Genomic DNA, 22347 nt, shown 5'->3' with positions numbered 1-22347 from the left:
GCCGCCCGCGGCCGCGCCCCGGCGGCGGACCCGGCACCGCGAGCGCCCAGCCGGCCCTGCCGCGGCTGACCCAGTCCAGGGTGGCGACGGCCACGGCGACGTCGAAAGCCCCCGCGGGCACCGCGGGCACGGCGGGCACGGCGGGAACGACACCGATCCTGCCGGTCGCCGGCGCCACCGAGGCGAGCAGCGAGAGCGCGTCCAGCGGCCCGGCGCCGCCGGAGCCGTCGGAGCCGTCGGTCGGGCCCGCCGCCAGCTCCAGCGTGACGAAGTCCAGGCCGCCGCCCTCCGCGAGCCGGGCGAGGTCGCGGTAGTACGCGGTCCCCTGCCCGGCGGGCAGGCCGCCGCCGATCGCGGCGGCCAGATGCAGGGTGCGGCCAGGGCGGTGGCCCGGCAGGGCGCCGGAAGGGAGGGCAGGAGCTGCGGAGGGAGACGAGTGGGCAGGCATGCGAAGGCTCCGTCGACACGCGGGAGTGGCACGGGTGGTGCCTTCACACAGCCGCCGCGTCCCTCAACGCGGCTGAGCCACCAGGGGCTTCACCGAAGGCTAAGCCGCCGCTGTCACCAGCTGTCAAGCATGTCCAGCCCGTGGACAGCGCGTCTCGCCGCGGTTGACGGATCGCGTGGGCGGCTGCTGCACTGTGGGCATGCGCAGCTGTCGGCTCGTCACCCGCGACCACATCGACTTCGGTCGGGTGTGGTCGGCGTCGTGTTGCGGGCACTGACCCGCCCCGACGGATCGTCCGGCCTTCACACACGCATGCTTCGCTCTTCCCCGCCCCTCCCTCGGGCCTCCCGCACGATGTGACCCCGCCGCGACCTGCCCGGCTCGAACAGCCGGTTCAGCAGTCGCAGCCGCAGTCGCACCCATCACAGCAATCGCAACCATCGCATCCATCACAGCAACTGCAGCAGTCGCAGCAATCACAGTCGCAGTTGCTGCACCACGAGTCCCGCCGCTCCCTGCTCCAGGCGTCCTCGTGCTCGCTGCAGCACAACTGGCAGGTGCAGCACAGGCCCGTGTAGACCAGGCAGCCGGCGAGCAGCCCGCGGCGCGGGCGCGGCGGCTCGGGCGGCGGGAAGCCGCCGGGGAAACCGGGGCCGCCGGGCGCGTACGGGCTCTGCCCGGGAGCGCCGGTGCCGGGGGCGCCCGGCGCGTACGGATTCCCGCCGAAGGGGTTGCCGCTGCCCTGGACCGCGATACCGGCGCCCGCCGCATCCGCCCCGGAGGCGTGCGACCCGTGCGCGCAGCCGCCGGCGCCGAAGGCCCGGTCCACCGAGCGGCCCAGTTCGTGCACCAGCAGCTGGTGGGCCAGCCGCCCCGCCGCCGAGCCCGCGAAGTCGGTGTCGCGCAGGGCCAGCCGTATGCCGTGCAGCGCGTCGTCGCAAAGCCTGCGGGCCTCGGCGAGGTCGGTGCCGGTCGCGGTGAGCGGGTTCCAGGCGCCGGTGCGGGTGTCCTGCGCCAGGTCCTCGACCGCGTCCAGCAGGTGGGCGAGCCGGCCGAACAGCCGCCCCGCCTCCTCCAGGGGCGCGGCGTTGGCCGGCCGGCCCGCGAGGACGGCGGTGTGGGCGAAGGCCGCGGCGGTGGCGGTCTCGGTGGGCTCGGTGACGGTCAGCAGCGGGGTGCCGGGGCCGGCCGCCGCCTCGATCGCGCCCTGCCTGCCCACCGCGTCGACCAGCACCGCGGTGTCGAAGCCGAGGTCGCCGCCGGTCCTGGCGCCCGCGCGGTCCCAGCGGCGGGCCACCCCGCGGGCCGCGGCGGCGACCGGCCGACGCCCGTAGGCGCCGTCCCTGTCCTCGACGTGGTCGCGCATCTTCGCCGACGCCAGCACCAGCGACACGGCCGCGGCCAGCCGCGCGCCCTCGCCCGTGGCGACCGGAGCGGTCCGCATGCCGCGCAGCGGGCACGGCCCCGCGGTCCTGCGCAGATCCGCGGTCGCGGCCGTCTGCGCCTCGACCAGGACCGAGATGATCAGGCCGTCGTAATTGGTGGCGATTCTCGCGACCTGCCCGTGCCCGTCCCGCAGTGCGAGGCACAGCCCGCACAGATGGGCCAGCCAGGACGCGGCCATTCCCTCCGACATTCGGTGGCGGCACGGCCTGATGATGCCGAACATGCATTCCCCCCGGTGACCCCGCGCGCCCCGTAATTCCCGGTGGCCACGCCGAAACTCCCTCAACCGACAGCCGGTCATGTTATCGCCTGTCGGATCATCCTCAAGGAATGCATGATGGGTACCTGCAAGGACCGGGCAGACGGCCTGTACAGGGCCGTCCGGCCCCGGTCGTCACCCGGACGTGAAATGCGTTCCCATCGGATCGTCACCTCCCCTACACCTCCGGCGGCCTGACGGTACGCCACTATCGTGTGTGCCAGTACCGTCACAACTCGCCTGAGTGGCGGCTATCCGCTTGGCGCAACATCCACATCATGGACGACGATAGGACTAGCGGACGGACGGTACTGACCGCGTGTGAGAGAGGAGGCGTTCATGGGATCGGTTCGACGGGCGAGTGCCTGGCTGGGCCTCGTCGACGACAACGGTGGCGAGGGTTACTACGACGAGGAGTACGCCGACTACGGCGAGGGCTCCAGTCGCGCAGAGACCTGGGTGACCGATCCGCGGGTGCGGGTCGCCACGGAGTCCGCGCAGGAGCAGGGCCGGCGGATCGCCACCGTCACCCCCGACGGCTTCCGGGACGCACGCGGCATCGGCGAGCTGTTCCGCGAGGGCGTGCCGGTGATCGTCAACCTCACGGGCATGGAGTCGTCGGACGCCAAGCGCGTGGTCGACTTCGCCGCCGGCCTCACCTTCGGCCTGCGCGGCTCCATCGAGCGGGTCGCCACCCGGGTCTTCCTGCTGACCCCCGCCGACTACTCGGTGCTCAACGCCGACGACCGCCGCGGCGGCGACGGCTTCTTCAACCAGAACTGAGCAGGGCTCTCACCGGACCGCGAGTCGCGTCCGGTGGGAGTCCTGCCCGGCGCGGGCACCCGCCTGCGGGCGAGCCCACGAGCCGCGTACATCTGCGATCCGCCTCGGCCTGTCGGCCGCATGCGCCCACCGATTTCCGGAAGACTCGGGACATTTCCGTACGACTTCTGGAGGCGTCGTGTCGTCGGTCGCACCTGCGCCAGAAGCCCCTGACGGCAAGCTCGCCAGGCTCGGCGGCTTCTGCGCCCGGCACGCGCTGTGGGTCATCGCCGCTTGGCTGGTGCTGCTGGTCGCCGCACTCGGCGGCCGCCACATCGTGGGGGCGACCTTCAGCGACCAGATCACCCTGCCCGGCAGCCAGTCCGACACCGGCGGCGACCTGCTCACGGCCTCCGACCCGGCGGCCGCGGCGCCCAACGGCCTGGTCGTCTTCCACGCCGGCACCGGCACGGTGGCCGACCATCAGCAGGCGGTGGACTCCGCCGTCGCCGATCTCAAGGCGATGCCGCACGCCACCGCCGCCTCCTCCCTGGTCACCAGCAAGGACGGCGCGACCGCGTACACCACCGTCTCCTTCGACGAGCCGCTGAAGTCCCTCGGCCACGGCTACGTCGACGAACTCGACAAGGCGACCGCCCCGGCCAGGGACGACGGTGTGCAGGTCGCCTACGGCGGCGGCCTCGACCAGGTGACCACCGCACCCGCCAACGACCTGAGCAGTGAACTGGTCGGCATCGGTGCGGCCCTGGTGATCCTGCTGCTGGTCTTCGGCAGCGTGCTGGCCGCGGTGCTGCCGCTGCTGTGCGCGCTGGTCGCGGTGCTGGTGGGGATCGGCGTGGTCGGCATCGTGGCGGGGGTGGTCACCTTCGCCAACGCGGCTCCGACGCTGGCCACCATGATCGGGCTCGGCGTGGGCATCGACTACGCCCTCTTCCTGACCACGCGTTTCCGGCAGGACCTGATCGACGGCCGCTCCCCCGCCGACGCGGTCGCCCGCACCTGCTCCTCCAGCGGCCACGCCGTGCTGGTGGCCGCGACGACGGTCGCGGTGGCGCTGATGAGCCTGTACGCGTGCGGGCTGAGCTTCGTCGGCAAGCTGGGCCTGGCCGCGACCATCGCCGTGGTGATCACCGCGAGCGCGTCGCTGACCCTGGTGCCCGCCGCGCTCGTGCTGACCGGCCGCGCCATTGACCGCTGGACGGTGCGCCGGCACCCGGTCGCCGAGACCGCGGGCGACGACGACAGCTGGCACCGCTACGCGGGGCTGATCTCCCGCCACCCGGCGACCTTCCTGGCCTGCGGGGTGGCGCTGCTCGCGGTGCTGGCGGTGCCGCTGTTCTCGATGCGGCTCGGCCATGTCGACGACGGCGCCGCGAAGGCGGGCAGCACCAGCCGGATCGCGTTCGACCTGGTCTCCGACGGGCAGGGTCCCGGTTTCGGCCCCGGCGCCAACGCGCCCTTCACCGTGGTCGTCGACGTCTCGCAGTCGACCGTCCCGGCGAGCCAGATCAGCGACGACGTCGACAAGGCACTCCAGGACACCCCCGACATCGCCGAGGCCACCCCGCTCCAGCCCACGTCCGACGGAAAGCTGCTCGTCGGCACGGTCACTCCTTCGGGTGATCCCCAGTCGGCCGCCACCGGAGGGCTGTTCAACGCGCTGACCGGCCGCGTGCTGCCCGACGCGCTGCGCGGCACCGGCGCCCACGGCTACGTCACCGGCACCGCCGCAGGGCAGTTCGACTTCCGCAACACGGTGAAGGACCGGCTGCCGATCATCATCGGCATCGTGCTGATCGCCGCCTTCGTGCTGCTGATGACGGTCTTCCGCAGCCTGGTCATCCCGCTCAAGGCGGTGCTGCTCAACCTGCTGACCACCGGCGCCTCCTACGGCGTGCTGGTCGCCGCCTTCCAGTGGGGCTGGATCACCGGGGCGCTCGGGCTGCCCGAGGCGGTGCCGATCGAGTCGTACGTCCCGATGATGATGTTCGCGATCGTCTTCGGGCTCTCGATGGACTACGAGATCTTCCTGCTGTCGCGGATCTCCGAGGCCTGGCACCGCACCGCGGACAACACCCGGTCGGTGGGCGCGGGGCTCTCGGCGACCGGCCGGGTGATCTCCAGTGCGGCCTTCATCATGACGGCGGTCTTCCTGTCCTTCACCGTGTCGCCCGCCGTCGTGGTCAAGATGCTGGCGCTGGGCCTCGCGGTCAGCGTGGTGCTCGACGCGACGGTCGTCCGGCTGGTGCTGGTGCCGTCCACGATGTTCCTGCTGGGCCGGTCCAACTGGTGGTTCCCGCGGCGGTTGGACCGGGTGCTGCCGCATGTGCACATGTAGACAGGGCGGCTTGTCGACATGCGCCCCTGACCGCGGGTCAGCCGCGGAAGGCATCGAGCCCGGTGAGCGCCTTGCCCAGCACCAGCTGGTGCATCTCGACGGTGCCCTCGTAGGTGAGGACCGATTCGAGGTTGGTGGCGTGCCGCATGACCGGGTATTCCAGCGAGATCCCGTTGGCGCCCAGGACGGTGCGGGCGGTGCGGCAGATGTCGATGGCCTCGCGGACGTTGTTGAGCTTGCCGAAGCTGATCTGCTCGGGACGCAGCCGGCCCGCGTCCATCCGGCGGCCGAGGTGGTGGGCCAGCAGGATGCCCTTGTGCAGCTCGACGGCCATGTCGGCCAGTTTGGCCTGGGTGAGCTGGAAGCCGCCGATCGCGCGGCCGAACTGCTCGCGGCTGCGGGCGTAGTCGAGCGCCGCCTCGAAACTGGCGCGGGCCGCGCCCATCGCGCCCCACACGATGCCGTAGCGGGCGTGGCTCAGGCAGCTCAGCGGGCCGCGCAGCCCGGTCACGCCCGGCAGCACCGCGTCGGCGGGCAGGCGTACGCCGTCGAGGACCAGCTCGCTGGTGACCGAGGCGCGCAGGCTCCACTTGTGGTGGATCTCGGGGGCGCTGAAACCGGGGGTGCCAGTGGGCACGGCGAAGCCGCGGACGCCGTCGTCGGTCTGCGCCCACACCACGGCGACGCCGGCGACCGAGCCGTTGGTGATCCACATCTTGCGGCCGTCGAGCACCCAGTCGGAGCCGTCCCTGCGCGCGCGGGTGCGCATCCCGGCCGGGTCGGAGCCGTGGTCGGGCTCGGTGAGCCCGAAGCAGCCGATGACCTCGCCTGCGGCCATCCGCGGCAGCCACTGCTGCTTCTGCTCCTCGGAGCCGTAGCGGTGGATGGCGTACATGGCGAGCGAGCCCTGCACCGACACCAGCGAGCGGATTCCGGAGTCGGCGGCCTCCAGCTCCAGGCAGGCCAGGCCGTACTGCACGGCGCTGGCACCCGCACAGCCGTAGCCGGTCAGCGGCATGCCGAGCGCCCCGATCGCACCCAGCTCGCGGGCCAGCTCGCGGATGACGGGCAGCTCGCCGCGCTCGTACCAGCCGGCCACGTGCGGCAGCACCCGCTCGGCGGCCCAGCGGCGCACGGTGTCGCGGACCGCGCGGTCCTCGTCGTCGAGCAGGTCGTCGAGACCCAGCGGGTCGTACGGGTCGAACGGCGGCGGGCCGGACGGGGACGCTTTCGCTGCGGGCGGCATGGCAGGGACCTCCGGCCGGAAAACTAGCAGTGGTAACAACGGACTCCGGCCCGACGTTACGGATCAGTCTGCCGCGCGTCCAGAGCGTACGGCCGCCGGCGCCGCCTGGCGTGCCGGGAGCTGCGCGTCCCGGCTGAGCGCGGGCCGGGTGTCGCGCGGTGCGCACTCCATGGCCCGCGGCAGCCGCAGCGCCGCGCAGGCGCCGGCGACCAGCAGCACCGCGCTGACCAGCAGCGTCAGATGCATGCCGAAGACGAAGGAGTTCCGGGCCGCGTGCCGCAGCGCGGCCCCGCTGCCGCCGCCGAGCCGGTCGGCGACGTCGTAGGCCCCGCCCAGCGACTGGCCGGCGGCGGCGCTGTCGGCGGCGCTGACGCCCGCGACGTGCGGGGCGTAGGCGGCGTTCATGACGCTGCCGAGCAGGGCTATGCCCATCCCCGCGCCGAGCTGGTACGACGTCTCGCCGATCGCCGCCGCGCCGCCCGCCTGGTGGGCGGGGGCCTCGCTGAGCATCGACTCGTAGGCGCCGAAGAGGGTGGCCTCAAGGCCCGCGCCGAGCATCACGAAGGCTACGGTCAGCAGCATCGGGTGGTCGTGCTGGCCCATCGCGGTGAGCGACAGCACGGCGAGCGCGGTGAGCAGGAAGCCGCCGGAGACCATCCGCCGCGGCCCGAAGCGCATGAGCAGCCGGGCACCGGCCAGGCCCGAGGCCATCGCGGCGAAGGTCAGCGGCAGCAGCCGCAGGCCGGTGTCGAGGGGGCTGAGGCCGAGCACCAGTTGCAGGTACTGCACGGCGATCAGTTCCAGGCCCACCAGGGCGAGCATCGCCAGCACGATGCAGCCCACGGAGGTGCTGAAGGCCGCCTGGGCGAACATCCGCATGTCGATCAGCGGGTGCCTGCGGCGGCGCTGGCGGCGGACGAACAGCACCAGCAGTGCGCCGCCGGCCAGCAGCGGCAGCCACACCGAGGTGGCCAGCGGCGCCGCGCCGGCGCCGAGCCGCTTGACGCCGAAGACCGCGCCCAGCACGCCGAGGGCGGCGGTGACCGCGCCCAGGACGTCCCACGGCCCGTCGCAGCCGCCGCGCGACTCGGGGAGCAGCAGCCGGCCCACCGGCAGCATCACGGCCATCAGCGGGATGTTGACCAGGAAGACCGAGCCCCACCAGAAGTGCTCGACGAGGAAGCCGCCGAGGACCGGGCCGACCGCGGCGCCCACGGCGGCGACCGCGCTCCACATACCGATCGCCAGCGCCCGCTCGCGCCGGTCGGGGAAGACCTGCCGGAGTATCGACAGCGTGGCCGGCATGATCATGGCGCCGCCGGCGCCGAGCAGCGCCCGGGCGGCTATCAGGATGTGCGGGGTCGGCGCGAAGGCCGCGAGCGCCGAGGCGGCGCCGAAGAGGGCGTAGCCGGTGAGCAGCACCCGGCGGCGGCCGATCCGGTCGCCGAGGCTTCCGAAGAGGATCAGCAGCGAGGCGGCGATCAGCGGGTACGCGTCGACGATCCACAGCAGGTCCTGCGAGCCGGGGTGCAGGTCCTCGGTGAGCGCGGGCACCGCGACGTGCAGCACGGTCGCGTCGAGGGCGACGATCAGCAGGCTGACGCAGAGGACCACCAGAATGGTCCACCGGCTGACCTGCCGCGCCATGGGCGTACCTCCACGAACGAGTGAGCCGCCAGCGTACGCGAGACCCGGCGCGGCCCACCCCCGCAGCGAGCCGCCTCCCGGACACGGCGCACCGCCCACCGGACGGGAAACTCGGGAGAAAGGGCGGGGAAATAAGCGATAAATAAGAACACGGCGATGTGAGTATCAACACCCGAACATAAACTTCGGACCTCCCCGCATTCTCTCGAAACCGCCGTCTGCCAAAGGGGTGGTGAGACGCAGTCCACATCACATCGTCATTACAAAGCAGGCCGTTCGGCCGACCAATGCCGTCACACGCTGTAACGTCGATTGGGTGCGTACCGATGACAGGCTCGACCGCGCGGCGGAGCGTACGGCCAACCGCGCCCTGGGGCGGATGAGTCGAACACGCGTATGGCTGTTCGGTGCGACGCTGGCGGTCTACGTGGCCATCGTCGTGGGCGTCCTCACCACCTCCAAACTGGTGACGCTCGACTGGCAGGTCATGCTCTGGCGTCCTTACAAGCAATGGCCACAGATCCACGCGTTCCTGGACTATTTCGTGGTTCTCGGTCAGCGCGGACCCACCGCCGTGATGGTGCTCGCGTGGCTGGGCTGGCGGGCGTGGCGCCACCGCACCCTGCACCCCCTGCTGGTGCTCGGCACCTCCCTTCTCCTTCTGAACATCACCGTCGGGGCCGTGAAATACGGCCTCGGACGCCTCGGACCGCATTACGCGACGAGCGTCGGATCGGCCGAGATGTTCGCCGGCGGCGATATATTTCCCTCGGGTCACACCGCCAACGCGGTGGTGACCTGGGGCGTTCTGGCCTACCTGGCCACCACGCCGCGGGCCAGGCGCTGGGGCTCGGTGGCCAGCGCGCTGCTGGCGCTCGGCGTCGGCGCGACGACGGTCTACCTCGGCACGCACTGGGTGAGCGACGTCCTGCTCGGCTGGGCCGCGGGCCTGCTGATCCTGCTGGCGCTGCCCTGGTTCGAGCCGGCGATGGCCTCGGCCGAGGCCTTTCTGAGCACCGCATGGGCACGCCGCCGGCGCCGCCCGCGCAGCCTGGCACGGCAGGCGGTGCCGGCCGGTGCGCTCGCCCGGCAGGAGGAGGAAGCCGCGCCGGCGACCCGGCACACGGTCACCGCGAGCAGCGCGACCGCAGCCGCGGGCCCTGCCGCGACGGCGACCGCTCCGGGAGCGAACAGCCCGCACGCGCCGGGCCGGCCGCCGACCGGCCGCCACGAACGCACCCCGACCACCCCTGCGGGCAGCCGCCGCCCGCCGGTGGAGCGCCCCCGCCCCGCCCCGCCGCTGGTCCACCAGCAGGCCGCCCGCGGCCGCGGTGTCGTCGGCTGACCCACCCGAACGGCCCAACGGGCCGGGCGCCGTGTTCCGACACGGCACCCGGCCCGCTCTCGTGTACGGCGGTCAGCCCATCCAGCAGCGCAGCACCCGGCCGTCGGCGACGGTGAAGTTCAGCCGTCCCGCGACGTACTCCATCGTCACCACCGCGTCCGGCGGCAGGCTGCGCACGGTCTGCCAGCCGCGGTCGTACGCCCGCTGCTCGGCCTGCTCCAGCGGGAGTCCCGGGTACGCGTCGAGGTCGTCGTGCGGGTTGGGAGCGGGGAAGGGCGGCCGCCGGTCGTCCGGCTCGCCGGGGTCCTGGTCGCGGGGGTGCGGTGTGGGCGCCATGCCTGCCACGGTAGGCCGCCGGACGGGCGAACGCCGCCGGTCGGCGTAACGCGTCACGGATCGTACATTTCCTCGCTAAGGCGGGTGTACGAATACCGCGGTCAATGAAATTCCTGTGCACACAGCTTCCGCACAACTTCTCCGCAAATACTGTCACCGGGTGACCGGTATGCGGGACGGATTGGGATTGTGCGGGTCCGTCAGCGGCCCGCGGACCGGGCGCGGGCCTTTCTGGCCGCCGCCCTGCCGGCTGCCGCCGCCGTGTCGACCACGGTCAGCACCGCCCCCGCCGCGAGGGTCGCGGTGGAGCGCACGGCGGCCCGCGGACCTGCCGCGGGACGGCGCCGCGCGTCCAGCAGTTCGCGGAAGAGCCGCAGGTGGCGCTCGGCGACGGCGTCAGGGTCGTACGCCGACGCCGCGGCCAGCGCGGCCCGTCCCATCTCCCGGCGCCGCTCGTCGTCCTCGATCAGGCCGAGCAGCGCGGCGGCGATCGCGGGGACGTCGCGCGGCGGCACCAGCCGCCCGGTCACACCGTCCCTGACGATCTCCCGCGGGCCGAGCGGGCAGTCGGTGGCGACCACCGGCAGCCCCGCGCGCATGCCCTCCACGATCGTCATCCCGAAGGACTCCATGGAGGAGGTGACGGCCAGTATCGACCCCTTGGCCAGCTCCGGTTCGATGGGCGCGACCGTGCCCATCAGCTCGACGTGCCCGCCGAGGTCCAGTTCCTCGATCAGCGCGGCCAGGGCCGCACGCCGGGCGCCCTTGCCGTACAGCCGCAGCGTCCAGTCGGGGCGGGCGGCGGCCACGGTGGCGAAGGCGCGTATCAGGTCGTCGTAGCGCTTGGCCTCGGCGAGCCGGCCCGCGGCGACCACGACGGGCGCCGAGCCGTCGGAGACGGCGTCGCCCGCGGACGGCACGCCGTTGGGTATCCCGGCGGCACGGATACCGGGCATCCTGCGGCGGTAGACCGCGGCGTCGGCCTGCGTGGTGGTGGTGACCGCGTCCAGGGCCGGGTAGCGGCGGCGCAGGGACGCGGTGAGCCGGGTGGAGTGGGTGTCGAGCGTCAGGTGCTCCTGGGCGACCCTGACGACCCGCCGGGGGGCCTGCCGGGCGATGTGCACGTTGAGCCCGGGCCGGGTGCCGACCACGACGTCGGCGTCCAGGTCCGCCAGGTACTCGCCTATCAGGTCGTCGGTCAGCGCGCTGTACTCGGCGTACTTCCGGTCGCCGCGCGGGAAGACCCCGGCCGGGCGGGCGGCCCGCGGGTCGTCGCGCAGCCGGGCCGGGTTCTCCGCGCGCAGGTCGGCGAGCGCGCGCAGCCGCACCCTCGGGTCGTACGTGAAGGCGGGCACCTCGCGGCTGCGGAAGACCGAGGCGACCTCGACCTCGTGCTCGTCGGCGAGCGCGCCCGCCAGGTTGCAGATGGTGCGGATGGTGCCGCCGACGCCGTAGGCGTTGTGCAGCAGAAAGACGATACGCATGGGTGTGGTCCCCCGAGGCCGCATCCTGCCCCGGCTCGGGCCGGGGGCTGAAGGAATGTCAGTCCCCGACCCTAACAACCGCCGGGTCTTCAGCCCGGGTTCAGGGTGCGGACGGCTTCCGTCCGCATAGCGGGGTCATTTGACGGTGAGGACGAGTCCCGCGACCAGCCGGTCCGGGTCGGCGCCGACGACCGCCCGGTTCAGCTCGAAGAGCCGCTGCCAGCCGCCGGACACGCCGTAGTCGGCGGCGATGTCCGACAGCGTCTCGCCGATGCCCACGGTGTGCACGAGGTGCGTGTGGTCGCTCAGCCCGAGCCGCTTGGAGCACACCGGCCACGCACCCCAGCCCTGCACCTGCAGCACGGCCTCGGCGACCGCGATCTGCTGCGCGGGGGTGGCGAGGTCGGCGCGCGCGGCGTACTTCAGGCCGCCGAACAGCTCCCAGGTCGGCTGCCAGAACTGCAGCCCGCCGTAGAAGGTGTTGCCGGTGTTGATGTGCCAGTCGCCGCTGCTCTCGCACATCGCGAGGTCATCCCACACGGAGCGGACCCGCTCCACCGCCCGTGCCGCCGCCCCAGCGGGGTACTCCCCCGGGCTGCCCAGGGCCGCGTGGGCGGCCGCCGGGCGCGTGGGGGTGGACTGCGCAGCCTCGGCGGGCTGGGTGACCAGCGGCAGCACGGCTGCGGTGCCGAGACCGACGAGGACGGCTGCCCGGTGCCGTCGCGGAACATGACGATAAGACGATTTCTCGCTCATCGGCCCACGCTAAGCACGCACTCCCCCGCGTTTCCGGGCGGCACGCCCCGCCCTCCGCCGTACCGCACCCGTTCGGCCCACCCTCCCCGCCGCCCGCCTGCGGGCACGAACCCGCATATCCGCAAACCGTGACTCCCGGCACAGACCGGCCGTTGTCACAGTGCGCCGGGGCAGGCCCGGCCAAACGGACCAAGGAGACTCCCGTGGCGCCCCTGCTCGACGTGAGCGACGAGGTACGAGCCGAGATCGGCGACGAGGAGACACAGCGGCTCCTCGCCGGCGAGAACGCGCCTGGCACGTACGACTGCACGTCCTGCCGCACCCCTGGGGACACCGGGCAGGAGCGGACCAGCACGGTGCTCTTCGTCGGCGACGAGACCGCGGTACTGGCCTTCGCGCACGCCGCCTGCATCCCCTCGCAGGTCGTGCCGGTCTCGGAGGAGCAGCTGCAGGGCGCGGTGCGCAGCATCTCGGGCGACGAGGACGAGCTGGGACCGGCCGCACCGGCCTTCGCGGCGCCCCTGGCCGCGCCGGTCCCGGCCCCGCCGCCTGCCGCCGCCGTGGGCGCTCCCCCGCCCCGGCAGGCGGTGCTCGGCATCACCTGCGGGCTGATCATCGTCGAGGAGGTGCTGCGTCCCGCGCTGGTCATCGAGCCGACCGGGCCGGTCGCCCGGGCCGGCTCCGGCGGCGGCGGTGACGACTTCCTGCCGCTGCTCATCGAGCAGGGCTTCATGCCGCAGCTCGACCTGGAGGCACCGCCGTCGCCGCTGGCCGGCTGGTCGGTGCTGCTCGCGATGGGCAAGCTGCACGCGGTGCTCCAGCCGGCGGCCGGCGGCGCCCCCGCCACCGCGTGGTGGCAGGCGCACCAGCCGCTCCAGGTCAGCGACGGCTGGCGGGCGGCGGTCAGCCGCACGAACGCGGTGTACGTCTACGCGGGGCCTGCCGGCTCCATCGGGCGGCAGCCCCGCGAGGACCTCATGCGCGATGCCCTCGCCAAGGCCTGCGCCCGGGGCCAGCTCGTCGCGGCGACCATGCCACTCGCGGGCACGTAAACCTGCCCGCGGGCAGTAGCGCGGTCCCCCTCCGGCGGGCGGCCCCCTTCCGCCGGGCGCGGCGGGTACGCGGTTCCCCTTCCGCAGGGGGCGCCCTTCCGCGGGCCGCGGTGGATGTGCGGTTCCCCTTACGCAGGCGGCGCCCTCCCGCGGGCGCGGGGCCGGGGTGCGACTGCGCCGGGCGGCGCCCTTCCGCCGGGCGCGACGGGAGTGCGGCGCCCCTTACACAGGGGGCGGCCACCAGGGGCGCGGGGAACTGCGCGACCGTCCCACCACCGGGGCGCGGGTCGCCACCGACCCAAAGGGGCTCTTCGGTCCGATCCGGACCACCGGCCGGCGAGCGAAGCGAGATGGGGGCGCCCCCAGGCGAAGCCCTGGGGGCGGGTTGCGCGCGCCGTTCCCCGCGCCCCTGGTGGGCACCCCCTTACGGAAGGGGCACCCCACGGCCACCGCGGCCTGCGGAAGCTCACCCCTTTATGGAAGAGGCACCCTTCAGCCACCGCGGCCCGGGGAAGCGCACTCCCTCGCGGAAGGGGCTCCGCACAGCCACCGCGGCCCGCGGAAGCGCACCCCCTTACGGCAGGGGAGCCACAGCGGCCCGCGGAAGCGGGTCCGCTTACGGAGGGTGAACCCCCGGCCGCCGCGGCCGGCGGAGGGGCGGCCCCGGGGCGGAGGGGGGCCGTCGGGACATCCCGGCCGGGGGAGAATCAGCCGGGCGGACCGCATCCTGGAGGAAGGCCAGGTCGTTGGCACATACGTGCAGACCTTTGACGCCTCCTCCCGGTCCCCCTTCCAGCGGTATATCCCGTCGATGCGCACCTCGCAGGACGGCTCCGGAGGCGGTAGCTCGGCCACGCCGATCTATGACGCTCTGTACAGCGAGTACCGCCGGCTCTTCCGTACGCTGCCGGGCGACCGCACCGGCGAGGAGTCGCTCCAGTTCAACGGGTTCTCCGCCTGGCACCCGGACTACCCCCCGGCGTCGCCCGGCCGGCACAGGGGGAACGGCCCGGCGGCACTGCCGCCGGGCCGCCCGGACAACCGGATGGACGAGCGCTGACAGCACCCGCCCGCAGGGCTACTTCTTGCGGCCGCGCTTCTCGCGGACCCGCACCGAGACCTGGATCGGGGTTCCGGCGAAGCCGAACTCCTCACGCAGCCGGCGCTCGATGAAGCGCCGGTAGCCGGCCTCCAGGAAGCCCGAGGCGAACAGGACGAAGCGCGGCGGCTTGGTACCGGCCTGCGTCCCGAACAGGATGCGCGGCTGCTTGCCGCCGCGGATCGGGTGCGGGTGCGCGGCGACGATCTCGCCGAGGAAGGCGTTGAGCCTGCCGGTCGGCACCCGGGTCTCCCAGCCGGCCAGCGCGGTCTCGATGGCCGGGACCAGCTTCTCCATGTGCCGCCCGGTGCGGGCCGAGACGTTGACCCGGGGCGCCCACTGCACCTGGACGAGGTCGCGCTCGATCTCGCGCTCCAGGTAGTAGCGGCGCTCCTCGTCGAGCAGGTCCCACTTGTTGTACGCGATGACGACCGCGCGGCCGGCCTCGACGGCCATCGAGATGATCCGGGTGTCCTGCTCGGCGAGCGTCTCGGCGACGTCCACCAGGATCACCGCGACCTCGGCCTTCTCCAGGGCGGCGGCGGTACGCAGCGAGGCGTAGTAGTCGGCGCCCTCGGTCAGGTGGACCCGGCGGCGGATGCCCGCGGTGTCGATGAACTTCCAGGTGATGCCGCCGAGTTCGATCAGCTCGTCGACCGGGTCGCGGGTGGTGCCCGCCATCTCGTTGACGACGACCCGGTCCTCGCCGGCGATCTTGTTCAGCATGGACGACTTGCCGACGTTGGGCCGGCCGATCAGCGCGATCCTGCGCGGGCCGCCGACGACGTCCCCGAAGGTCATCGCGGGCGCCTCGGGCAGCACGTCGAGGATCGCGTCCAGCAGGTCGCCGGTGCCGCGGCCGTGCAGCGAGGAGACCGGGAAGGGCTCGCCCAGGCCCAGGTTCCACAGCGCCGCCGCGTCCGCCTCGCCCGAGGGGCCGTCGACCTTGTTGGCGGCCAGCACGACCGGCTTGCCCGCCCTGCGCAGCAGCTTGACGACGGCCTCGTCGGTGTCGGTGGCGCCGACCGTGGCGTCGACCACGAAGACCACCGCGTCGGCCGCCTCGATGGCGAACTCGGCCTGCGCGGCGACCGAGGCGTCGATACCCAGGACGTCCTGCTCCCAGCCGCCGGTGTCGACGATCTTGAAGCGGCGGCCGTTCCAGTTCGCCTCGTAGGTGACGCGGTCGCGGGTGACGCCCGGCTTGTCCTCGACGACCGCCTCGCGGCGGCCGATGATCCGGTTGACCAGGGTCGACTTGCCGACGTTCGGGCGGCCGACGACGGCGAGCACCGGCAGCGGGCCGTGGCCCGCCTCCGCCAGGTCGTCGGCGACCTCTTCGAGGTCGAAGCCCTCCTCGGCGGCGAGTTCCATGAACTCGGCGTATTCGGCGTCGCCGAGCGCGCCGGTCTCGCCGTGCTGGTCGTGCTGGTCCATTGGTCTCTCCGTCGGTCAACAGTGGTGCGCGCGGCACCGTGTGGCATCAGCCAGTGTGGTGCAGCGGCGGTGGTTCAGCGGCCGGTGGCCCGCCGGGCCTCGGCCATGTGTGAGGTCAGCCGGTCCTGGATGCGCAGGGTGGCGGCGTCCAGTGCGCTGCGGGTGCGCCGTCCGCTGCCGTCGCCCGCGGTGAAGGCGTCGCCGAAGACGACGTCGATCCTGCTGCGCAGCGGTGGCAGCGCGGACACCAGGCGGCCCTCGCGGGCGCTGCCCAGCACCGCCACCGGCACGATGGGCGCCCCGGAGCGCACCGCGAAGTACGCCAGCCCCGCCCGCAGCTCGGCGAACTCGGCGCCGCCGCGGGTGCCCTCGGGGAATATGCCGAGCACACCGCCCTGCTGCAGCACGCCCAGCGCGTGCACGATCGCGGTGCGGTCGGGGCTCTTGCGGTCGACCTCGATCTGGCCGATCGCCCGCAGGAACGGGTCGAGCGGCCCGACGAAGGCCTCCTTCTTCACCAGGAAGTGCAGCGGGCGCGGCGAGGTGCCGATCAGCATCGGGCCGTCGATGTTGTGCGCGTGGTTGCCGGCCAGGATCACCGGGCCCTGCGCGGGGATGCGCCAGGCGCCAAGCACCCGGGGGCGCCACAGGCCGTTCATCAGGCCGATGCCGATGCCGCGGGCGACGGCGGCGCCGCGCGGGCTGGGCAGTGCGGCGGCTTCCTGGTGGTGCGCTGCGGTCACCTGACGGTCGCCAGCTTCTGCTCGACCAGGGCGACGACCCGGTCCACGACCTGGTCGAGGGTCAGCTCGGAGGTGTCGACCTCGACCGCGTCGGCGGCCATGGCCAGCGGGGAGGTCTTGCGGCCGGAGTCGGCGGCGTCCCGCCGGGTCAGCGCCTCCTGGGTGGCGGCGACGCTCACGGTGCCGTTCAGCTCGGTGCTGCGGCGGGCGGCGCGGACGGCGGCGGAGGCGGTGAGGAAGATCTTCGCGGTGGCGTCGGGCAGCACGGTGGTACCGATGTCGCGGCCCTCGACCACTATGCCGGCGGCCGCAGAAGCGGCCGCGGCGCGCTGGTACTCCACCATGCGGGAGCGGACCTCGGGGACGGCGCTGACCGCGCTGACGGCGGCGGTGACCTCCTGCGAGCGGATCGGCATGGTCACGTCCACGCCGTCGACGCTGATCTGCGGGTCGAGGGGGTCCGTTCCGGACACGACGACCGCCTTGCCCGCGGTGTCCGCGACGGCGGCCGGGTCGTTGACGTCGATGCCGTTGTTCAGCATCCACCAGGTGATGGCCCGGTACTGTGCGCCGGTGTCCAGGTAGCTGAGCCCGAGCTTGGCGGCGACCGCCTTGGAAGTGCTGGACTTGCCTGTGCCGGAGGGGCCGTCGATGGCGACGATCACCGGGTTGTCCACAGCGGAAGGCCTTCCTCGTGCCACCCGGCTGGGCGCCGGGCCATTCCACCTAGATTACCGGCCAATCATGACCCCCCGATCCCCCCGGAGGAGCCGGGCCCCGAAGGGGCGCGGGAACGGAGGCGCCCGCGGGGGCTCAGGGCCGCAGGGACCATGCGCGGTCGCGCAGCGCGGCGGCGAGCACGGGAGCCGAGCGCGGCTCGACGAAGAGGTGGACGAGACCCGCCTGCTGGGCCGTGCTGTGCTCGATGCGCACGTCCTCGATGTTCACCCCGGCGGCACCGGCGTCGGCGAAGAGCCTGGCCAGCTCGCCCGGCTGGTCGCCGATGAGGACGGCGACGTCCTCGTACACCTTCGGGGCGGCGCCGTGCTTGCCCGGCACCTTCGCCCGGCCGGCCCGGCCGCGTACCAGCACGTCCTGGACCGCGGCGGCGCCGTCGTGCCGCTTGGCGTCGTCGGCGCTCTGCAGCGCCCGCAGCGCCTCGACCGTGCTGCCGAGGTCCGCGGCGATGTCGGCGAGGACGTCGGCGACCGGTCCGGGGTTCGCGCTGAGGATGTCCATCCACATCGCGGGTTCCGACCCGGCGATCCGGGTGACGTCGAGGATGCCCTGGCCGCACAGCCGCACCGCGCTGTCCTCGGCTTTCTCCAGCCGCGCCGCGACCATGCTGGAGATCAGCTGCGGGGTGTGCGAGACCAGCGCGACGGCCCGGTCGTGGGCGTCGGCGTCCATGACGACGGGGACGCCGCCGCACAGCGCCACGAGTTCGAGGGCGAGGTTGAGCACCTCGGTGTCGGTGGCCGCGGTGGGCGTCAGCACCCACGGGCGGCCCTCGAAGAGGTCCTCGGTGGCGGCCAGCGGCCCCGAGCGCTCGCGGCCCGCCATGGGGTGCGTACCGACGTAGCCGGACAGGTCGCAGCCGAGCGCTTCCAGGTCGCGGCGCGGGCCGCCCTTGACACTGGCCACGTCCAGGTAGCCGCGGCCCAGGCCGCGGGCCATCGCGTCGGCCAGGGTGGCCGCCACATGCGCCGGCGGCACCGCGACGATCACCAGGTCGACGGTCTCCTCCGGCGGCACCGCGCTGCCCGCGCCGAGCGCCGCGGCGGTCCTGGCGGCCGAGTCGTCCTGGTCGCTGAGCCGGACGTCGACCCCGCGGGCGGTGAGCGCCAGCGCGGCCGACGTACCGACGAGTCCTGCGCCGATGACGAATGCGGTTCTCACGTGGCGGTGTCCTTGGGAAGGGGGTGCGTACGGCCGGGGGCTCGCGTCCAGCGTAGCCAGCGCGGGGCTGCTGCGAGACCCGGGACCGCAGGACGAGACACGCAGGCCAAGGCCGTGGGGCCGGCACCAGGCGTCCCGTACTCCCCGTAAATCCCCTGGCCACCGTCCGAAGCGGCAAATTCCCGGCGGGCGGGCGGACGCGCTGGCGATAATCGCGCCTATGCGTGAATCCCTTGGGCACGATCTCGTCCGTGAGCACACGGTCTACGCGTGTGTCATGGGCTCGCGGGCGTTCGGTCTGGCCACCGAGACCAGCGACACCGACCGGCGCGGGGTCTTCGTGGCCCCCGCCCCGCTGTTCTGGCGGTTCGACAAGCCCCCGACGCATGTCAGCGGGCCCCGGGACGAGGAGTTCTCCTGGGAGATCGAGCGCTTCTGCACCCTGGCGCTGCGGGCCAACCCCAACGTGCTGGAGTGCCTGCACTCACCGCTGGTCGAGCGGCTGGACGCCACCGGGCGCGAGCTGGTCGACCTGCGGGACGCGTTCCTGTCCCGCAGGGTCGACGCGAGCTTCCGCGGCTACGCCGCCCAGCAGCTCGGCCGGCTCGAAGCGGACATCCGCACCCAGGGCGAGCCGCGCTGGAAGCACGCCATGCACCTGCTGCGGCTGCTGACCAGCTGCCGCGACCTGCTGCGTACGGGCACCCTCACCATCGACGTCGGCGACCGGCGGGACGCGCTGCTCGCGGTGCGGCGGGGCGAACTGGGCTGGGAGGAGGTGCGCGGCTGGATGCGGACGCTGCACGACGAGGCGGACGCGGCCGCGGCCCTCACCCCGCTACCGGAGGAGCCGGACCGGGCCAGGGTCGAGGACTTCCTGGTCCGCGTCCGCCGGGCCTCGGCGCAGGCGGACCCGGCACCGGACACGGAAGCGGCGGCCGTCCACGAGAGGGACGCCGCCGCCGACCGCTTACGTGGCTGAGCAGGACTACAGGTCGACCTCGCGCATGAGCATGCCGACCTCGGTGTTGGTCAGCCTGCGCAGCCACCCGGACTTCTGGTCGCCCAGCGGGATCGGCCCGAAGCTGGTGCGGACCAGCTTGTCGACGGGGAAGCCCGCCTCGGCGAGCATCCGGCGCACGATGTGCTTGCGGCCCTCGTGCAGGGTGACCTCGACCAGGTAGTTCTTCCCGGTGTTCTGCACGATGCGGAAGTGGTCGGCCCGCGCCCAGCCGTCCTCCAGCTCGATACCGCTCTTGAGCTGCTTGCCCAGGTCGCGCGGCAGCGGTCCCTGGATCGCGGCGAGGTAGGTCTTCTGCACGCCGTAGCGGGGGTGGGTCAGCCGGTGCGCCAGCTCGCCGTGGTTGGTGAGCAGGATCAGGCCCTCGGTCTCGGTGTCGAGCCGCCCGACGTGGAAGAGCCGGGTCTCCCGGTTGGTGACGTAGTCGCCCAGGCACTGCCGCCCGTCCGGGTCCTCCATGGTGGAGACGACGCCTGCGGGCTTGTTCAGCGCGAAGAACAGATACGACTGGGTGGCCACGGTGAGCCCGTCGACCTTGACCTCGTCGTGCTCGGTGTCGACCCGCAGGCCCTGCTCGGTGACGATCCGCCCGTTGACCTCGACGCGGTGCTGCTCGATCAGCTCCTCGCAGGCCCGCCGGGAGCCCATACCGGCCCTGGCCAGCACCTTCTGCAGCCGCTCGCCCTCCTGCTCGGCGCCGGGGAAGGTCTTGGGCAGGTTCAGCTTGGGCTTGCTGTGCCGCTCCCGGTTGCGCTCCTCGATCTGCGCGTCCAGCTCGCGCGGGCGGGCCGGGGCCGCACCGCGGCCGCGGTTCCCGGTCGGCTTGTTGCTGCCGGGCTTGGTGCGGGGCATGCCGCCGGGCTTGTTCGCACCGGACTGGCCGGTGCTGCCGACGTCGTAGCGGCGCTCCTCGGGGCGCGGCTTGCTGGGGCGCTGCGGCGGGCCGTCGGGCCGCCCCTGCGCGTCCCCGCGCCTGGGTGCGTCCCCGCGGCGTCCGCCGGAGCCGGTGCCGGAGCTGCCGCCTCGGCCGCCGGAGCCGGTGCCGCCACGCCCGCCCGAGCCGCCGCGGCCGGAGCCGCCACCGCGGCCGGCCCCGGCGCCTCCGCGGTCCTGGCCACCGCCCCTGGGGTTACGGTCGGCGCCGCTGTTCCTGTCGCTGCTTCGCATCAAGTTTCCGTATTCGCAATGGTCGATGGCTCGTCCGGCGCATCCGGATCGAACGACGGCAGCCCCTCCTGGGACTCCGCCTCGACCGCGTCCGCCTCCGGCAGGAACGGGGCGAGCTCGGGCAGCTCGTCAAGGCTGCGCAGGCCCATGCGTTCCAGGAAGTAGTTCGTCGTCCTGTACAGGATCGCACCTGTCTCGGGTTCCGTCCCACCTTCGACGACCAGACCCCGCTGGAGCAGGGTCCGCATCACGCCGTCGCAGTTGACGCCGCGCACCGCGGAGACCCGGGAACGGCTGACCGGCTGGCGGTAGGCGACCACGGCCAGCGTCTCCAGCGCGGCCTGGGTGAGCCGGGCGTGCTGGCCGTCGAGGACGAACTTCTCCACCGCCGGCGCGAAGTCCGGCCGGGTGTAGAAGCGCCAGCCGCCGGCCACAAGCCGCAGGTCGAAGCCCCTGCCCTCACGCGTGTAGTCGTCGGACAGCTCGCGCAGCGCCTTGCCGACGGCCCGGCGCGGGCGTTCCAGCACCTTGGCGAGGGCCTCCTCGGTGGCGGGTTCGTCGACCACCATCAGCACCGCTTCGAGTGCCGGCTTCAGGTCGAGTTCCGCGGTGGCCGCGCTGAGCAGCCCGGTGGGCGGGCGCTGTTCTTCCGGCAGATCGAGTCCCGCGGTGAGATCCGCCACGTCGGTCATCGTTGCTCTCCGTTCCTGCCGTTCCCGTCCTTGGCGGGACCGGTCGCGGACTCCTGGTCGAACTCGTCGGTCACCAGCGGGGCGGCCGGCGGCTCCTCGCCGCCGGTCCAGCGGACCTGCAGCTCGCCGAGTGCCTGCTCCTGGTCCAGCGCGACCGCCTTCTCCCGGTACAGCTCCAGCAGCGCCAGGAAGCGCGCCACCACGGTGAGCGTGTCGGGCGCGTCCGCGGTGAGGTCGCCGAAGCTGGCCGCGCCCCGCTCGCGCAGCAGCGCGATCACGTGCTCGGCCTGCTCGCGCACGCTGACCAGGGGCGCGTGGATGTGGTCCACGTACACCTGGGGCCGCGGCCTGGGCTGCATCGCCTTGACCGCGAGCTGCGCGAAACGCTCCGGGCCGATGCTGAGCACGACCTCGGGCAGCAGTTCCGCGTGCTGCGGTTCCAGTCCCACCGTACGCGGGTAGCGCAGCGCCTCCTGCTCCAGGCGCTCGGCGAAGATCGCCGCGATCTGCTTGTACGCGCGGTACTGCAGCAGCCGGGCGAAGAGCAGGTCGCGGGCCTCCAGCAGCGCGAGGTCGGCCTCGTCCTCGACCTCGGCGGCGGGCAGCAGCCGGGCCGCCTTGAGGTCCAGCAGCGTGGCGGCGACCACCAGGAACTCGGTGGTCTGGTCGAGGTCCCAGTCCGGCCCCATGGCCCGGAGGTAGGCCATGAACTCGTTGGTGACCTTGGACAGCGCGACCTCGGTGACGTCCAGCTTGTGCTTGGAGATCAGCTGCAGCAGCAGGTCGAACGGACCCTCGAAGTTCGACAGCCGCACCGTGAAGCGCCCGTCACCGGCCTCCTCACCGCCCTCGGCCTCGCCTGCCGTCCCGTCCGCCGCGTCCTGCGGCGCCTCCACGGGCGCGTCCGCCGGTACGTGCCCCGGTACGTCCGCCGCGTCGGGCTCGGGCTCGGGTTCGGGCTCGGCGACCGGTAGGGGCTCGGGCTCCGCGGCCGCCGCGGGCGCCGGCTCCGCAACCGGTTCCGCCCAGCTCTGTGCGCCGCGGCCGAGGCGGCGGCGCGGGCGGTCGGAGTCGTCGGTCGTGGTGGTCGGCATCGCGGTCCAGGGTGCGGGGGCGGGAGACGCAGGCTATCGCCCCCGGGGACGGCTG

General features: G+C 73.4%; 20 protein-coding genes. 6 read left to right on the top strand and 14 right to left on the bottom strand.

The features are described from left to right. On the bottom strand, positions 1–397 hold a 397-nt coding region (locus NFU81_RS30515; protein ID WP_422665330.1), incomplete at its 3' end, for an LLM class flavin-dependent oxidoreductase. 445 nt (positions 398–842) lie between these two features. Further along, positions 843–2117: a DUF5685 family protein gene (locus NFU81_RS30510; RefSeq protein ID WP_251496975.1), complete on the bottom strand. Its 1275-nt coding sequence runs from the start codon at positions 2115–2117 to the stop codon at positions 843–845. A 375-nt stretch (positions 2118–2492) separates the two neighbouring features. Between NFU81_RS30510 and NFU81_RS30505 the strand changes: the two genes are divergently transcribed. Both NFU81_RS30505 and NFU81_RS30500 read left to right on the top strand, forming a co-directional pair. Beyond that, positions 2493–2936, top strand: coding sequence for a cell division protein SepF (locus NFU81_RS30505; RefSeq protein ID WP_251496972.1), 444 nt, complete (start codon positions 2493–2495; stop codon positions 2934–2936). A gap of 178 nt (positions 2937–3114) precedes the next feature. Then, positions 3115–5274 (top strand): MMPL family transporter, encoded by a 2160-nt coding sequence (locus NFU81_RS30500; protein ID WP_274038013.1) that lies wholly within the window; start codon positions 3115–3117, stop codon positions 5272–5274. Between the two features lie 37 nt (positions 5275–5311). Here NFU81_RS30500 and NFU81_RS30495 read toward each other — a convergent pair whose 3' ends face one another. Together NFU81_RS30495 and NFU81_RS30490 are read right to left on the bottom strand one after the other, a co-directional pair. Next, positions 5312–6520: an acyl-CoA dehydrogenase family protein gene (locus NFU81_RS30495; protein ID WP_251496970.1), complete on the bottom strand. Its 1209-nt coding sequence runs from the start codon at positions 6518–6520 to the stop codon at positions 5312–5314. A 63-nt stretch (positions 6521–6583) separates the two neighbouring features. Next, a complete protein-coding gene (locus tag NFU81_RS30490) occupies positions 6584–8167 on the bottom strand; it encodes an MFS transporter (RefSeq protein ID WP_251496968.1) in 1584 nt (527 codons plus the stop codon). A gap of 316 nt (positions 8168–8483) precedes the next feature. Here NFU81_RS30490 and NFU81_RS30485 point away from each other — a divergent pair, with 316 nt between their 5' ends. Then, on the top strand, positions 8484–9512 hold the full coding sequence (locus NFU81_RS30485; RefSeq protein WP_422665328.1) for a phosphatase PAP2 family protein: 1029 nt from the start codon (positions 8484–8486) through the stop codon (positions 9510–9512). Between the two features lie 72 nt (positions 9513–9584). On the opposite strand, the gene NFU81_RS30480 is transcribed toward NFU81_RS30485, so the two are convergent. The 3 genes from NFU81_RS30480 to NFU81_RS30470 form a co-directional block, all read right to left on the bottom strand. Continuing rightward, a complete protein-coding gene (locus NFU81_RS30480) occupies positions 9585–9848 on the bottom strand; it encodes an I78 family peptidase inhibitor (protein WP_251496966.1) in 264 nt (87 codons plus the stop codon). A gap of 200 nt (positions 9849–10048) precedes the next feature. Further along, a complete protein-coding gene (locus NFU81_RS30475) occupies positions 10049–11332 on the bottom strand; it encodes a glycosyltransferase (protein WP_251496963.1) in 1284 nt (427 codons plus the stop codon). Positions 11333–11467: 135 nt separating this feature from the next. Next, positions 11468–12088: a LysM peptidoglycan-binding domain-containing protein gene (locus NFU81_RS30470; protein WP_251496961.1), complete on the bottom strand. Its 621-nt coding sequence runs from the start codon at positions 12086–12088 to the stop codon at positions 11468–11470. A gap of 203 nt (positions 12089–12291) precedes the next feature. Between NFU81_RS30470 and NFU81_RS30465 the strand changes: the two genes are divergently transcribed. Beyond that, on the top strand, positions 12292–13140 hold the full coding sequence (locus NFU81_RS30465) for a hypothetical protein (RefSeq protein ID WP_251496958.1): 849 nt from the start codon (positions 12292–12294) through the stop codon (positions 13138–13140). 811 nt (positions 13141–13951) lie between these two features. After that, positions 13952–14200 (top strand): hypothetical protein, encoded by a 249-nt coding sequence (locus NFU81_RS30460; protein WP_251496955.1) that lies wholly within the window; start codon positions 13952–13954, stop codon positions 14198–14200. Between the two features lie 18 nt (positions 14201–14218). On the opposite strand, the gene der is transcribed toward NFU81_RS30460, so the two are convergent. From der to NFU81_RS30440, 4 genes are all read right to left on the bottom strand, one after another. Beyond that, a complete protein-coding gene (gene der, locus NFU81_RS30455; protein WP_251496952.1) occupies positions 14219–15676 on the bottom strand; it encodes a ribosome biogenesis GTPase Der in 1458 nt (485 codons plus the stop codon). A 74-nt stretch (positions 15677–15750) separates the two neighbouring features. Beyond that, positions 15751–16335, bottom strand: coding sequence for a lysophospholipid acyltransferase family protein (locus NFU81_RS30450; RefSeq protein ID WP_251496996.1), 585 nt, complete (start codon positions 16333–16335; stop codon positions 15751–15753). A gap of 80 nt (positions 16336–16415) precedes the next feature. Beyond that, positions 16416–17096, bottom strand: coding sequence for a (d)CMP kinase (cmk, locus tag NFU81_RS30445; RefSeq protein WP_251496949.1), 681 nt, complete (start codon positions 17094–17096; stop codon positions 16416–16418). Positions 17097–17232: 136 nt separating this feature from the next. Then, positions 17233–18318 carry a prephenate dehydrogenase gene (locus NFU81_RS30440; RefSeq protein ID WP_251496945.1) on the bottom strand — a complete coding sequence of 362 codons (1086 nt, stop codon included), beginning with the start codon at positions 18316–18318 and terminating at the stop codon, positions 17233–17235. Between the two features lie 220 nt (positions 18319–18538). On the opposite strand from NFU81_RS30440, the gene NFU81_RS30435 reads away from it, so the two are divergent. After that, entirely contained in the window at positions 18539–19300 is a 762-nt protein-coding gene (locus NFU81_RS30435; RefSeq protein WP_251496942.1) for a nucleotidyltransferase domain-containing protein, read from the top strand. A gap of 6 nt (positions 19301–19306) precedes the next feature. Here NFU81_RS30435 and NFU81_RS30430 read toward each other — a convergent pair whose 3' ends face one another. Genes NFU81_RS30430 through NFU81_RS30420 form a run of 3 tightly spaced genes read right to left on the bottom strand, consistent with a single transcriptional unit; the run spans position 19307 to position 22292 of the window. Continuing rightward, entirely contained in the window at positions 19307–20506 is a 1200-nt protein-coding gene (locus NFU81_RS30430; protein WP_251496939.1) for a pseudouridine synthase, read from the bottom strand. Beyond that, positions 20506–21198, bottom strand: a complete 693-nt coding sequence (gene scpB / locus NFU81_RS30425; RefSeq protein ID WP_251496936.1) for an SMC-Scp complex subunit ScpB — start codon at positions 21196–21198, stop codon at positions 20506–20508. The genes NFU81_RS30430 and scpB overlap by 1 nt, the downstream gene beginning before the upstream one ends. Beyond that, positions 21195–22292 (bottom strand): segregation and condensation protein A, encoded by a 1098-nt coding sequence (locus tag NFU81_RS30420; RefSeq protein ID WP_251496916.1) that lies wholly within the window; start codon positions 22290–22292, stop codon positions 21195–21197. The genes scpB and NFU81_RS30420 overlap by 4 nt, the downstream gene beginning before the upstream one ends. Between the last annotated feature and the right edge of the window lie 55 nt (positions 22293–22347).

The sequence above is a fragment of the Actinacidiphila cocklensis genome, assembly GCF_907177275.1.
Taxonomy (GTDB): Bacteria; Actinomycetota; Actinomycetes; order Streptomycetales; family Streptomycetaceae; genus Actinacidiphila; species Actinacidiphila cocklensis.
This window is presented reverse-complemented; position numbering and strand designations above follow the sequence as displayed.